We start from the raw sequence: 14,444 nt of genomic DNA, 5'->3' as shown, positions 1-14,444 counted from the left end.
TCATGGTTTTTTTAGGTCCTTCAGCGTTTTTGTTATTTCCGAGGAAGCAGACAAACTTTACCGTATTTTTGATTCCATTGGAATTATATTAAGAAAATCTAATAAGGCAAGAGCATCTACATCAAATAATTTTTCAAATTATGATATTGCTTTTCTTGACCTTGACTCAGAAGGATGGCAAAAAAGACTTATTGAACTTAAACAATATATGCCTGTGATTGCTTTTGGTAAGCCAGATATAAAAAAAGCAGTTGAGTCAATGAAACTCGGAGCAACTGATTTTCTTGAAAAACCTCTTAAAAATTAAACAGTTTTAGAAATATTTGAAAAATTTAAGGACAAACCAAAAGTTGAAATCCCTGGATTGATTGGAATAAGCAAAATTATGGAAGATGTTTATTGTGGTATTAGAAAAGCAGCTCTTACAGATAGCAATGTCCTTATCACAGGTGAATCTGGCACAGGTACAGAGCTTGTTGCAAGAGCAATTCATAATCTTAGTGACAGGAAAGATAATTCTTTTATAGTAATAAATTGCTCTGCAATACCAGATACTCTTTTAGAATCAGAGCTTTTTGGTTTTGAAAAAGGTGCTTTTACAGGTGCAACTTATACAAAAAAAGGCCTTATTGAATGGGCTCATAAAGGCACATTATTTTTTAATGAAATTGGTGATGTTTCACCTCTTTTTCAAACAAAGATATTGAGGGTTATTCAAGAAGGAGAGTTTATAAAAATTGGTGGAGCACAGCCTATAAAGGTAAATGTAAGATTTATAGCAGCAACCAACAAAGATTTGATCAAGGCATGTAAAGAAGGCTCTTTTAGAGAGGACCTTTTTTACAGATTAAATGTTATTCAGATAGAACTTCCACCTTTAAGAAACAGAAAGGAAGATATACCATCTCTGGTAAAATTTTTTATAAACAAACATTCCTCAAAAAGAAAGGATATTCATATTCGAGGAATTACAGAGGAAACTCTTGATGCGTTGATGAATTATTCTTTCCCAGGTAATGTTCGTGAACTTGAAAATATTATAGAAAGAGCAATTGCATTCACAAATTCATCGGAAATAACAGTTAAAGATCTTCCTTCATATATAATAAAAAGCTCGCATTCTAAAAAAATCTCTCATGGCAATCTGAAAGAGGCTATTAATAATTTTGAAAAGGAACTTATATGGTCAGCCCTGCAAAAAACCAGAGGCAATATTTCAAAAGCAGCAGAACTTCTCGGAATCCATAGGCAACAGCTTCAGAGAAAACTAAAACAATACAAAATTGCTACATAATTTCACCTGCCATATTTTGTTGCATTAAGCATTCCAATTTAACATAAAAAAATTTTTTTAATACATTAAAATGCAACGCATTGTTGCAATGGAAGATTTTTCATTAATTTAAAAGCGTTATATTATTTGTTTTCTTTTTTGGCATATCTATTGCAAAAGTAATTGTCATGAAAAAAGTCTGGAAAAAAATGAAAGATTTGCTTGTATCAATAACACTTTCAAAGCCTAAGGAATTTGACAGAATTTGTGAGAAGGAAAAAACAAAAAAGAGAGGAGGTGGAAAAAGAAAGATTTTAAAGTGTTTTGTTTAAGTAAATTTTTTAATTAAAAAAAACAAAAAAGGAGAAGGCTGTGGAATGAATAAGTTAAGAAAAATTTATGAACTCATGATGGTGGGTGCAATATATCAAGCCCGCTGGGAAAAGAAAATGTCAGACAATATTTTAAGAAACAAAAAGAGGCTGTTGATTTTGCTTGCTCTGATTTCTCCAATCCTTCTTGTATCTTTTCTTAATGCAGCAGACATCATAGGTGGTAAAGCAGCCTATGCACCAGCACACTACACAACTACTATATTTGTTGCATCATTGGCAGTTGGAATGGCAGCAGGTCTAATTACAGGATGTATAGGTGCTGGTGGAGGATTTATCATTGCACCAGCACTTATGGCAGCAGGTGTCAAGGGAATTTTAGCAGTTGGAACAGACCAATTCCACATCTTTGCAAAGGCAATAATGGGAACAGTGATTCATAAGAAACTTGGCAATGTATGCGTAGGTCTGGCAATTGCCTTTGTTATTGGTTCAGTTTTAGGTGCTACAACAGGTGGTTATATCCAGAGGTCAATATATAATTGAGATCCTGTTGCAAGTGAAGCTTTTATAAGCATAGTTTATGCTACAATTCTTGGTTTTCTCGGATTTTATGGATTGAGAGACTATATAAAGCTAAGCAAGGCTCGTAAAAAAGGTGTCGAAACAGGTGGTGATGTCCATGGTGGACCTATGACAACAACTCAGCTTGCAATTAATATTCAGAAGATTAAAATTCCTCCTATGATTTACTTTGATGAAGACTTTGGAGGAAGAAGGATCTCTTGGCTTTTTGTTACAATGTGTGGTTTCGTTGTAGGGATTCTTGCAGCAGTTATGGGAGTTGGTGGTGGCTTTGTTACATTTCCTCTTTTTGTTTATGTCTTAGGAGTATCAACACCAACAACAGTTGGAACTGACATACTCTAGATAATATTTACAGCAGGATACTCTTCAATAACTCAGTACGCAATATATGGTTATGTATTTTACACACTTGCAATGGGACTGCTTCTTGGATCACTTGTTGGAATTCAAATTGGAGCACTTACAACAAAGGTTGTTCCTGGAATGGTAATAAGAGGATTCTGGGTATTGACAATTTTAGCTGGTTTTGCCAACAGAGCAAGCGTTGTTCCTGACAAACTTAGAAGTCTTGATATTTGGGCAATATCAAAGGATGTATGTGACATAATCATTCTCATCGGAAACATTGTATTTTGGGCAGCAATTGGTGGATTTGCTGTATGGGTATTGGGAAGCTTCTTTAAGAATTTAAAAGCCTTTAGAGAGGAGGTCTAATATGGCTAATGCACAGAAAAAACATTTAGCATGGGGATTGATTTTATTAATAAGCTTTGTTGGTGTATTGATATTAATCTTTGCACCAATATATGGACAGGGAATGAATGGATTGGAATACAGTGATGCTCTTTTTAACAAGCTTGCAAAGGGTTCATGTTATCAAATTCCTAAGCTAAAGAAGGATGTAGAAAAATATAGAGGTAAAATACTTGATGTAGTAATCAATGTAAAGAAACCTACTGACAAACCTGGTGATGCAGAAAAGAGAGCTGAAAGAATAGCAAAAGTATTTACAATTAATGGTGCTAAAGCTGAAGTGGATGGCTCAAAAGTTCATATTGTGGCGGATCTTGGAGCAATTGTGGCAGCAGCACTGGAAGATTCTGATCAGATGTATCATAATAATGGAGACTACATTAAGAAAAAATACGATGTAACTGATGATGAAAAAATGAAACAGATGTTTAGACAGTGGCACAATGCCTTTTCTCTTATAGGGAAGAGACTAACTCTTCAGAAAAAAGCTGAGGATGCTATGTTTGTAAAAAAGGTTACAACCGCAGCAATTGAACCTGCATATAATTTTTATGGAATTCAAGCTGTTAAGATTTCAGAAAAAGCAGGTGTAGCAACAGGCTTGTTAGCCTTTTATATACTGTATACTGTGTGGTATGGATTTGGAGTTCTTTATCTTTTTGAAGGCTTAGGGCTTTCAACAAAGAAAGCAAAAGTTAAGAAGGAGGTATAAAATGGCAATAGGTGCATGTCCTTTAACAAAGGTAGATAAAATTCTTGTAGCAACTGATGGTTCAGAGGCAGCAAGATTTGCAGCACAAGCAGCAGTTGAGCTTGCAAAACCATGCGGAAGCACAGTTTACGCAATATGTGTTGCTGAAGTGCCAATCTTTGCAGCAGAGTTTGTGGAAACACTGCCTCAATTAATAGATTCCCTTGAGAAAAGGGCAAATGCAGCACTTGATGAAGTCAAAACAATAGCTAATAAAGCAGGTGTAAAATGTGAGACAATAAGCTATACAGGTCCTGAACCATACAAATACATAATTGATGAGGCAATTAAAAACAGTGTTGACTTAATAATACTTGGTAAAAAAGGTGTTATTCTTGGTGCAGTAGGTAAAAAAGTAATTGGAAATGCTCCATGCAAGGTTTTGGTTGTTCCAGTAGGTGCTACTTTGAGTTTTGATAAGATTCTTATAGCAACTGATGGTTCAGTTTACAGTCAGATTGCTGCGGCAGAAGCAATAGGAGCAGCAAAAAGATTTAACAGTGAACTGATAGTTGTTTCTGTGGCGAAAAAGAATGAAAATATACCTTATGCAGAAGAATCTGTAAAGATTGTTAAAGAAGCAGCTGAGCGTGAAGGAGTTAAAGTTCAAACAGTTGTTGCTCGTGGAGAGCCTTTTGAGCAAATAATTGATACAGCAAACAAGAACACTGTTGGATTAATAGTTATGGGAACATATGGAAGAACAGGGATTGAAAAATTCTTCATGGGAAGTGTTACAGAAAGGGTAATAAGCACTTCAGCCAGACCAGTAATGGTTGTAAGAAAGAAGTAAATTTCTATCAGGAGCAGGAGGAGGCTAGCCTCCTCCTGAATTTATTATGATTGAGTTTCGTTTCTATACAACTAAATTTTTCTTCCTAAATTTGCCGATAGAGAAAACTTGCTTTCGCTTCGCTCAATACAATATTTCCCTGATGGCAGTTTTAAGTTCTTTGCCTCTGTTAAATAAGGCAGGAAAAACATTTTTTACCCCCCCCAAAAAAAATCTATAAAATCAATAATTTAGAAAGCATTATCACAGAAGTTGAAAACTTAAATAATGTTATAATAAAGCTTAAGAGTCTATAAAAGGAGTAAAAGTGTGAAAGAAAACATTTTAAAAAGAATAATAAGGCTTCTGCCAGATGGTGTTTTTGTCATTGATTTATCTGGAAAAGTCTTAGTATGGAACAGGGCAATGGAGGAGCTTACAGGAGTCAAAGAAGGTGAAATAGTTGGTAAAGGTGATTTTGAGTATGCGATTCCTTTTTATGGATTTCGTAGACCAATGCCAGTTGATTATGTTATTAATCCTGATCTCAACTATCCAGAAAACTTAAACACAAAAAAAGAGACTGTTGAAATAGAAACATTCGTCCCAAAGCTTTACAATGGGAAAGGAGCTTGGGTAAGAATGTCTGCTCATCCTATTTATGATGAAGCCTGTGATATAATTGGAGCTGTCCAGATTGTAAGAGACATTACAATAAGGAAAAATGCTGAGATTGAACTGAGAAAACTATTTAATATTGTTGAGCATTCTCCTGTAGGAGTTGCTGTTTTAGAATTTTCAGGAAAAATCATTTATTGCAATGAATCTTTTTTAAAATATACTCAACTTAAGACAGCAAAAGGAAGAAATATTTTTGAACTATTTCCACAGATATCCCTTTATGAAATTCACAATAGCTATTTAAAAGAAATAAAATTTGAAGGAAAAATTTTTCGCTTAAGAGGAATGAGAATTAACGAAGAGGATGGCTATGCAATATTTTTAACAGATATAACAACACTAAGAAAATACGAAGAACAGATAATAATCTCGCATAAGATGGAATCCATAAGAAAGCTTGTATCTGTTTATTCTCATGAGATAAAAAATATGCTTACAGGAATAAAAGGTTTTGCTCAGCTTGCTTTACAAACAGAAAATATTGAGCAGACAAGGGCATATGTGGAAAAGCTTCTTTCAATAGTTGATTCTGTATCAATGAGCATTAAAGAGATATTAGGATTTCCAAGAGAATTTGGAAGAAATCCCGAAGTTTTAGATTTAAAAGATGTGATAAAAAATCTGGTTACATTTCTCAAAGCTTCATTAAGAGAAAACATTAGTTTAATCTTGGACTTTGAGGAAAAACCTCTTCCCTGTTTTGCAGACAAGACAGACATAGAAAAGATTATTACAAACCTTGTTTTAAATGCCCAGGATGCAATGCCAGAGGGTGGTGAAATAAAAATACAGGCAAAAACAAAACAAATGCCTGAGAAATTTATAAGCCTTATTGGAATCAAAGAACTTTCAACACAATACATATGTTTATCAATACAGGACACTGGAATAGGAATGGATGAAGAAACAAAAGAAAAAATCTTTGATCCTTTTTTTACAACAAAAGGAGAAAAGGGCTCAGGTCTTGGATTGACAATAGTTTATCACATAGTGCAAATGTTAAAGGGATTTATTTTTGTAGAATCTGAGCCAGGAAAGGGAACAAAGTTTGATATATACCTTCCCCTTTATTCGTAACAACGAGGAAATATGAAATTTATAGATATTTAGTTGAAAAACTTAAAAAAGAAGCTCAGAAAATGTATTTACAGAAATTAATCAGTTGCCGAATAAAAGATTTTCAAGGATTAAAAAAAATTTGTGATCGCTGTTTAAACTCTCAGCGCTGGAGTGGAAATGTTTCATTAATGATTCTTGATGCAGCATTCACATCCGTTGGAGTTAACTACTTTCAAGTTGTGGTGCCCAAAGTTCGAGCCTTTGAAGCTGAATTTGTAAACACAGGAAGGATTAGCAATCTGTCTTGTCTTGTTCATTTTGACTATAAAGAAGCTTTCCATATATGGAAAAACTCAAGATCTTGGAATGTGGTAAAGGAGATAGCAAAATACTTTTCAGAGCTTTCCAATAACGATAAAGAATCATTGAGAACATGGGCAAAAAACTCATCCCTTGATGGCTGGAAAAATGACCCAATCGGGAAAATCAAAGGTGTGGGACTGATTACTTATCAGTATTTAAGGATGATGGGTGGCATTGACACAGTAATGCCTGATAAAATTGTAAAAAAAGTGATAAATGAAATACTTGCAAAAGCAGGAAAGATGGCTGTTTATAATGACATGGAGTTCATAAGAGAAGTTGAAGCTCTTGCCAGTAAAACAGGCTACAGACCCATAGAACTCTGCTTCATGGCATGGTTTGCAGAAAACAGTGAAAATATTGAGAAGATGCATTGACAAGTACTGTAAAAACTTGATTATTTACAAAAAATAATTGGTGGAGGCGAAGGGATTCGAACCCACGACCTCCTGCGTGCAAAGCAGGCGCTCTCCCAACTGAGCTACGCCCCCACATTCTGAATGGGCCTAGTTGGAGTCGAACCAACCACCTCACCCTTATCAGGGGTGCGCTCTAACCGAGCTGAGCTATAGGCCCATCAAAATTTAAATTAACCTAAAATGTTATATTTTGTCAATTATTTCTTAATACCTTTGCCCATACCTTCTGGTTCACCCTTTTCTACAGGCTCTCCAGCCTTTGTCCATGCTTCAAATCCGCCTTTAAGATTGTAAACATTTTTATAACCCAGCTTTTTCAAATCGCATGCTACTATTGAACCTCTGCCACCTGTTTTGCAATAAATAAGATATGTTTTATCTTTGTCCGGAAGCCATGTAAAAGCTTGAAAATCCATTAATCCTCTTGGAGCCCAGATTGCACCTGGAATGTGTCCTGCTACATATTCAGTATACTCTCTGACATCAACAATAACCGCACCTTTTTTGATAAGTTCCTTTACTCCCTTTACATCAACTACATTGATTCCGCATTGTTGAGCTTCTTTTACTCTTTCGTCACTCAGCGGAGTTCCAGCCCATGTGAAATTGACAAGAAGTAAAATCAAAACTCCTGCGATTAGAAAAGTTGGGATAAAACTTCTTTTCTTACACCCATAATCACATGAAGCATTCACATACTTCCTCATTTTTAAACCTCCATAATCAGTTTTTTATCCTGCAAAGCAGGAATACTCTATAGGAGTATATACTAAATAAATTATTTATGTCAATGGAAAAACCCATTTATACCCATACGACCTTTATATGTTAAAATTGATTTTAATGAACTTTAAACTTGGTAAAATCAGCGATTTAGCCTCACCTTTCACTGTCATAATTTTTTTTCTTCAATTTTTAGTAATCATTGGATATTTTGGCTATGATTACTACATGGATTCTTCAGAAAGCTGTATTCAATGTCATGGCTCAAAAGAAAAAATGGTTGAGTTTGGATATCCACAATTCTATGTAACTTTAACAGATGTTCGAAAACAGACAGGACACAGTACTGTTTCTTGCAGAGACTGCCATCTTGGTAATGGTAGAGCAAAGGACAAAGATGAAGCCCACAGAGGTATGCTTAAGCCAATTTATGTGAAGGATTCAATGGATATTGTAGATAGAAAAATGCTTTATAAAAAAAACGATTTTGAACTGAATAGATTGATCCCACAGGGAAAAGACAGACTCTTTGATATGCTTCCAAAGGTAAAGGAAGACGGCGAACTTCATTTGCATCCAGAAGTAAGAAACATTCTCTGGCATGATAGAAACAGTGAAAGTTTTAACTTTGACCCTGAGATTGCAAAAAAAACATGCGGCAAGAGAGGATGTCATTCAGACGAATTAAAACAATTTAAAACCACAGTAATGGCTATAAACTTTAGGCAGAGGACAATGGTTAGCTGGTTAAAACCATATGGTCCTCACAACTGTGGTCCTTCTTTTGCAGATGTTCCACCGGAGGAAGTTTTAAATAAAGCAGGATTTGATTTTACAAACACTGAAAAGATTAGAAAAGAAATGAATATTCCTTTCACTGATGAACAGGCGATGAGAAGGCAGAAGATGTGTAACATTTGTCATGCAGGCTGTCTTGACTGTCACTATGCACCGAGTCGCGAAAGAGGCTCTCATGCATTTTTAAAAGTGCCGGATTCTTATAGTTGTATGGGAAGAGGAAGAGGTAATTCTGTATGTCATACTGGTGCTGCTCAATCAAGAAGAGGTGAAACTTATATTGGTGGATTTTATTCAATTCCTCAGGGAAGAAGTGCTGATATTCATTTCAAAAAGGGTATTCACTGTGCGGATTGTCATCCATCAGGCAAAAAAGGTATGGGAGATATGCAGCGTAAAGCAACCTGTCAGGACTGTCATATTGAAATTGAAAAAGCTCATTCAAAGTCAATTCATAGAAATCTTTCATGTACAGCTTGTCATGTAACAGAAGCTGGTGGATATCAAATTACAATATGGGGGAGGGGGTATATAGGAGATAAACCAACGCCATTTAAAAAATATTCACTTTATTATGGAGTTCAAAAACCGTTGATTCTTATGAAAGATCAAAAAGGGATCTGGTTTCCTGTAAAGATATTTCCTCACAGTGTTAGCAATATTAGAGAAGATGTATCGTCATCAGGACTTCACTATAGATGGAAAAATAGTGAAACAAAAGATATGTATTACATTGTTGGAACAGTTAATAATCTTCCCTCTGGTAACAGACACTTACTATGGTTTCAGATTGAGGAAGTTTCCCATCCTTTTGGAAAAGCAAGGAATTGTAAAAGCTGCCACAAGGGAAGGCAGATTTCTGTGTCTACATGGCAGTATGAAGATACTCAGGGTGCAGAGCCTTTCAGCGGAGGATATAAAATTATAGCAGACGAAAAAGGTTTAAGAATAAAAGATTTCTGGCATACTAAAATAAATGTTTTACCCGGATTTAAATTAACAGATTTTGCCTCATGGATTTACTTCACTGATAAGTGGTTCATTCCTGGAGATTTCTCAATAAAGGTTGACAGGAATAGATACACAGCATATTTAAAACTTTACGAAAGCAAGCTGAAAAGCATCAGAAAACTTGAGAAAAAAATCAAGGATGAAAATGAACGAAAGAAATTTAAGGAAATAAAAGGGATTTTAATCCACAATCCTGAACTAAATATTAAAGATCTGTTTTTTGATGTTAAAAACAAGGTTTTTTAGCCTTGAGAAATCAATATGACATTCTTCAAGGTCCTTTATCAGTAAGTCTATTGCATCAGGAATAAATTTAAGGAAATTTCTCTTTCCTTTTTTTAAAGACAGGAATCCGTATGCTCCAAGAGCCTGCATATGTCTCTGGATTCTGCATAGAGAAAGTTCTTCTAAAAAAGCTTTTTCATCAAGTTCATGGCTTTTGATATAGAAATTGACAAGTCTTATTCTCATTTCATCATTGAGTTTTACATATGGATCCCAGAGAAGTGAAGCTATGTCATAACCTGCAGGTCCCCATCTTGCACTCTGGTAGTCAATAAAATAAACCTTTCCTTCTTTTAACATTATGTTTTGACTTTGCAAGTCTCTGTGCAGTATCACCTTTTTAGCTTTTGATAAAATTTCTGCAATACTGTGTAATTCTTCTTCTAAGTTTTCATCAATTTTAAAGAGCGCCTTTACACATTCCTGTAAAAAGTAATTGCTTTCCCAGCGAAAATAGGAGTAGTCAAACTCTAAAAGGTTAAGATTCTTTGCTTGTTTAGAGATTCCCCAGTGAAGTTTTCCTATATTTTCAAGTATTTTTTTATATATTGTCTCAATTTTTTTATCTCTTCTCCTGCATTGAAGCCAGCTGTAAAGTGTTAAATCTCCAAGATCTTCAAAAGCAATCGTTTTTTTATTTATGTCTACTTCAAGGATTTTAGGCACAGGGAATCCTTTTTCATGAAAAAACCTGTTTAAAGCAATCGTTTTTTCAAAATCCTCTGATAATTTTTCCCATTTGCAAAAGACTTTGTTATTTTCTCTGAGGTATTTTCGATCAGATCCACCAGAAGTTAATGTTTCAATGGGTGGTGTCTCAAATGGTATCATAAAATTTTTACCAATTATGAGGTTTGAAAGGTAATCATTTTCAGGTGTAAATTCAGTCTCAGGCAGAATTATGATATTTTTTCCCTTAAATGGCTTATTTATTTTTACATCTCTTTCAACCACTATTTTACCTTCGGGTTCAATAAGCTCGCATCCACACACTGAAGGATGAATGTATACAGAAGTAAAATTCCTCTTTAATTTATCAAAGACTGCACTGGCATAATCCCCCGGAGTTCCAATGTCAAACCAGAAGCTGTATTTTATTTTAAAGGTGCTTACCCTGAATCCATTTTTAATGGCTCTCATCCACAAATCAATCACTGATGAAGGACCTTCAGGCAAAAGTTCAAGCACGTGAGGGCTATAAATAGCAATTCCTGAAAAGGCAAGATGAGATTTATCTGAATTTCCGATTCCAAGTAAATTTCCATCTTTATCAACAATTAATTTATTGTGAGGCTTGTAATCATGAACCAGGAGAGTTATTGAGTTTTCGTTTTCTATATGCCATTTTGCTGCTTCTTTAATATTTGCATCAGAATAAATATCTCCATTATGGACAACAAAAACAGAGTCTTTGAGAAAATTTTTTGCATTCCACAGTGCTCCGCCTGTAAGAAGAATTTCTTTTTCATAAAATGTTTTTAATGGAAGATTCTGCTTTTTTATGTAATCTTCAATTTTCTTTGCTTTATAATGCAAATTTATGCCAATCTCTGTGGTCAAAGCATTTAAATTTTTAAAAATCCATTCAAGTAAGACTTCGCCAGCAATTGGCATCAATGGTTTGGGAATATGCTCTGTAATTGGCCTTAGTCTGGTTGAATATCCTGCAGCAAGAATGAATCCTTTAATCATATAGGAGATATTTTTTTCTTACTTTTGCCCACATTTCACACTCTTTAGTCCACCAGGACTCCATATCCTTAAGAGATTTTCCTTTTTCAATTTCTCTCCTTAATCTATCTGAACCAGCAAGAATGTCAAAGGGAAGTTTCTCAAACTCGTATTCATAGGGAGGTTCGCGCCAAAGATTAATTTCTGGATACAGCTCTTTTATTGCAAGAAGAATTGCTACAGCAGTTTTAAAAGGTTTAAATTTTTCTCTATCAATTACATGAATTTGAGCACCACCACATAAATGTCCAGAAAATTTGTTAAAAGTTGGAATAAAGTAAAGAGGTCTAAAAAATACTCCTTTCAACTTAAATTCATTTAGCTTTTTTACAAGCCTCTCAGGCTCTATAAAGGGTGCACCAAATATTTCAAATGGTCTTGTGGTGCCTCTTCCTTCGCTTAAAATAGTTCCCTCAAAAAGACACATTCCAGGATAAACTGTCGCTGTCTGAAGGGCTGGCATGTTTGGAGAAGGCATTACCCAGGGCAGCGCTGTTTCATCAAACCATTGATTTCTTTTCCATCCATAAAGAGGAATTACTGTAAGATCAAGTTCTGGGTAAAACTTATCTTTAAAGTAAAACGCAATCTCTCCAATAGTCATTCCATGGCGGACAGGCAATGGATGAAGTCCTACAAAAGATGAAAACTCTGGCATAAGCACAGGTCCTTCTACTATGTGTCCACCAATTGGATTTACTCTATCAAGCACAATCATCGGCATTGCCTTTTCTTTACAGGCTTCCATACACAAAGCCATTGTCCAGATAAATGTGTAGTATCTTGCTCCAACATCCTGAAGATCAATAATCAAAATATCAAGATTTTTAAGCATTTCTTCTGTTGGCTTTCTCGTTTTTCCATAAAGGCTAAATACAGGCAATCCTGTTTGTTTATCAATAAATCCTTCCCATTCAATCATGTTGTCCTGAGTATTTCCAAATATTCCGTGCTGCGGTCCGAAAAAGGCTGTAATTTTGATTTTTTTGCTCTCGAGAAGAATATCTCTGGTGTGTACAAGTTTTCTATTTACTGAGGCTGGATGAATAACTAATCCTGCTTTAGCTCCATAAAATTTCTTAGGAAGCCTTTTTTCAAATCTATCTATGCCTGAATGAACCATTTATCTGCTACAGAAGGGAAGATATCCATGTGTTAAAGATTTTTGCACTGCTCCATCAGAGCTTATAAGATATATCTCCTTTTTCCCTCTTCTGTCTGACATTATTGTTAGAAAATGACCATCCGGGCAAAAACAGGGCTGCTCATTGTTGCCCTGGTTTGTTATTTGAGTTTGTGTGCCTGAGAGAATGTCCATAATATAAATTTGAAAATTTCCAACCAGAGATGAAAAAGCCATCTTACTGCCCTGAGGATTTATAGATGGTTCTGTATTGTATCTGCCCTGGAATGTTACTCTTTGAGTGCCTGAGGAAGTAATTTTATAAATTTGAGGAGAACCATCTCTATTTGAAACAAAAAATATGTGAGATGCTGACCATCTTGCAGAAGTATCAATCCATCGAGATGAAGATACTGCTTTTGTTCTTCCATAGATATCTGAAATTTTGATTTCTGAGATTTCTCCATCGCTCTCTGAGTATATAAATTGCGATTCATTTAAAACATCTCCAAGCACAAGGAGAGCTTTGCTTTTTATAATTTCTTTATTTGTTTTGTTTGAGATATCAAATACTTCTATTGTCCATGATTTTCCATTTAAAGCAGAATAAAAAATTTTGTTTCCCTTTAAAAGAACTCGAGAAATTATGTGTCTTCTGAGTCCTGTATCTTGAACATTTTTCCCATTCCAGTTACTTAAAAAAATTCCCATACAGCTGGATAGCTTTCTCACAAAAACAAAGCGATTGAAAAAGGGCGATTCCTTGCCTGTCAATAGTTTATATATATCTGATGAGATTAAATTTCCTGTAAATTCATTATTCTTCAGGGGATATTCTTTTACAAATATTGGCGAAGCAGAAGTAGTTGCAAAAATTTTTACTGAAATTTTATCCAGAGTTCTGGCTCGGACAACAATTTCAACATCAGAAGATTTCCACAACTGAGGATCAAATTCTGCAGTGATGGGAAAAGGACCATAAACTCTAAAATATTCTGTAAATTCAAGATTTTCTTTTATTGTTTTAGAAACATTAGAAAGATTATCAAAACCTTCAAGTGCTATTGCAAGCTTTTTAATTCCGGGCTGAGTTATGTCAAGATAAATTTTTTCTGCCAGCGCATTTAAAGGCTGTAAAACATAGAAAAATAAAACAAAAGCGATGAATTTTTTTATTAATTTTGAATTCATGGTTTAAACCTCAATCCTACAATAACTTCATTTTTAGGTGGTGGAAGAGGAGAGGAATTTTTGATGGCTCTAACAACAGAAGAATCAAAAAGAATATTTCCAGATTTTTGTTCAAATCCTTCAATGAGAACCTTTCCATTTGAAAGAATTCTTACTGAAACAACTGCTTCAAGATTCCGAGGAACAGTATCAGGAACGCTCCAGTGCTGTCTTATAATTCCAGAGATTAATGCTAAGTAACCGGGTGAAACTTCACTTCCCTTAGTATTTTGTCCGCTTTTAAGTTCAACAGAACCTGCTTGAGCTTTTTCAAGAATCTTTTTTTTTGCTCTAAGCGCAGCAAGTCTTTCTTGTAGAAGTTGTTCCTCTTGTTTAGATATTTTTTGAGTTTTTTCATAAGTTTTTTTTGACTGTCTTGCTGTTGTTGGAATTTCTTTTGATTGTTCAAGGGATGGTGGAAGCTTATTTTCTTCATTCAATGAGGCTGTCTGCAATGAATTACTTGTTTCTTGAATCAAAGTTACATATGTGAGATTTTTAAAATCCTTAGCTGAATTTTTTACTCCGAAGATTAACGCAAGCATAAACAGA

12 protein-coding genes, 2 tRNA genes and 1 pseudogene are annotated in these 14,444 nt (G+C 34.7%); 8 read left to right on the top strand and 7 right to left on the bottom strand.

Features of this window, described 5'->3' with window-relative positions:
- Positions 1–364 precede the first annotated feature (364 nt).
- The 7 genes and pseudogenes from V4D31_RS05765 to V4D31_RS05735 all read left to right on the top strand — a co-directional run bounded on the left by V4D31_RS05765 (position 365) and on the right by V4D31_RS05735 (position 6,949).
- A complete protein-coding gene (locus V4D31_RS05765) occupies positions 365–1,294 on the top strand; it encodes a sigma-54 dependent transcriptional regulator (RefSeq protein WP_353685509.1) in 930 nt (309 codons plus the stop codon).
- Between the two features lie 167 nt (positions 1,295–1,461).
- Entirely contained in the window at positions 1,462–1,605 is a 144-nt protein-coding gene (locus V4D31_RS05760; protein ID WP_353685508.1) for a hypothetical protein, read from the top strand.
- Between the two features lie 45 nt (positions 1,606–1,650).
- Positions 1,651–2,907 (top strand): annotated as a pseudogene (locus V4D31_RS05755) (sulfite exporter TauE/SafE family protein).
- A 1-nt stretch (position 2,908) separates the two neighbouring features.
- The gene (locus V4D31_RS05750) at positions 2,909–3,658 is read left to right on the top strand and encodes a hypothetical protein (protein WP_353685507.1); all 750 of its coding nucleotides are present in this window, start codon (positions 2,909–2,911) and stop codon (positions 3,656–3,658) included.
- 1 nt (position 3,659) lies between these two features.
- Positions 3,660–4,490, top strand: a complete 831-nt coding sequence (locus tag V4D31_RS05745) for a universal stress protein (protein ID WP_353685506.1) — start codon at positions 3,660–3,662, stop codon at positions 4,488–4,490.
- Between the two features lie 309 nt (positions 4,491–4,799).
- A complete protein-coding gene (locus V4D31_RS05740) occupies positions 4,800–6,227 on the top strand; it encodes an ATP-binding protein (protein WP_353685505.1) in 1,428 nt (475 codons plus the stop codon).
- Between the two features lie 62 nt (positions 6,228–6,289).
- Positions 6,290–6,949 (top strand): hypothetical protein, encoded by a 660-nt coding sequence (locus V4D31_RS05735; RefSeq protein ID WP_353685504.1) that lies wholly within the window; start codon positions 6,290–6,292, stop codon positions 6,947–6,949.
- A 38-nt stretch (positions 6,950–6,987) separates the two neighbouring features.
- Here the strand turns inward: V4D31_RS05735 and V4D31_RS05730 are convergent.
- From V4D31_RS05730 to V4D31_RS05720, 3 genes are all read right to left on the bottom strand, one after another.
- Positions 6,988–7,063: transfer RNA gene (locus tag V4D31_RS05730), tRNA-Ala, on the bottom strand.
- A gap of 10 nt (positions 7,064–7,073) precedes the next feature.
- Positions 7,074–7,148: transfer RNA gene (locus tag V4D31_RS05725), tRNA-Ile, on the bottom strand.
- 40 nt (positions 7,149–7,188) lie between these two features.
- A complete protein-coding gene (locus V4D31_RS05720) occupies positions 7,189–7,698 on the bottom strand; it encodes a rhodanese-like domain-containing protein (protein WP_353685503.1) in 510 nt (169 codons plus the stop codon).
- Between the two features lie 136 nt (positions 7,699–7,834).
- Here V4D31_RS05720 and V4D31_RS05715 point away from each other — a divergent pair, with 136 nt between their 5' ends.
- Positions 7,835–9,769: a cytochrome c3 family protein gene (locus tag V4D31_RS05715; RefSeq protein ID WP_353685502.1), complete on the top strand. Its 1,935-nt coding sequence runs from the start codon at positions 7,835–7,837 to the stop codon at positions 9,767–9,769.
- On the opposite strand, the gene V4D31_RS05710 is transcribed toward V4D31_RS05715, so the two are convergent.
- The 4 genes from V4D31_RS05710 to V4D31_RS05695 are packed head-to-tail and all read right to left on the bottom strand — an operon-like array spanning position 9,722 to position 14,437.
- Positions 9,722–11,500, bottom strand: a complete 1,779-nt coding sequence (locus V4D31_RS05710) for a sugar phosphate nucleotidyltransferase (protein ID WP_353685501.1) — start codon at positions 11,498–11,500, stop codon at positions 9,722–9,724. The two genes, V4D31_RS05715 and V4D31_RS05710, sit on opposite strands and share 48 nt — an antisense overlap.
- Positions 11,493–12,662: a DUF1343 domain-containing protein gene (locus V4D31_RS05705; RefSeq protein WP_353685500.1), complete on the bottom strand. Its 1,170-nt coding sequence runs from the start codon at positions 12,660–12,662 to the stop codon at positions 11,493–11,495. Before V4D31_RS05705 ends, V4D31_RS05710 begins: the two co-directional genes overlap by 8 nt.
- The gene (locus tag V4D31_RS05700; protein WP_353685499.1) at positions 12,663–13,853 is read right to left on the bottom strand and encodes a hypothetical protein; all 1,191 of its coding nucleotides are present in this window, start codon (positions 13,851–13,853) and stop codon (positions 12,663–12,665) included. It lies immediately after the preceding gene.
- Positions 13,850–14,437 carry a TonB C-terminal domain-containing protein gene (locus V4D31_RS05695; RefSeq protein WP_353685498.1) on the bottom strand — a complete coding sequence of 196 codons (588 nt, stop codon included), beginning with the start codon at positions 14,435–14,437 and terminating at the stop codon, positions 13,850–13,852. The genes V4D31_RS05700 and V4D31_RS05695 overlap by 4 nt, the downstream gene beginning before the upstream one ends.
- Positions 14,438–14,444 lie beyond the last annotated feature (7 nt).

This window comes from Thermodesulfovibrio sp. 3462-1 (assembly GCF_040451425.1).
Lineage (GTDB): Bacteria > Nitrospirota > Thermodesulfovibrionia > Thermodesulfovibrionales > Thermodesulfovibrionaceae > Thermodesulfovibrio > Thermodesulfovibrio obliviosus.
This window is presented reverse-complemented; position numbering and strand designations above follow the sequence as displayed.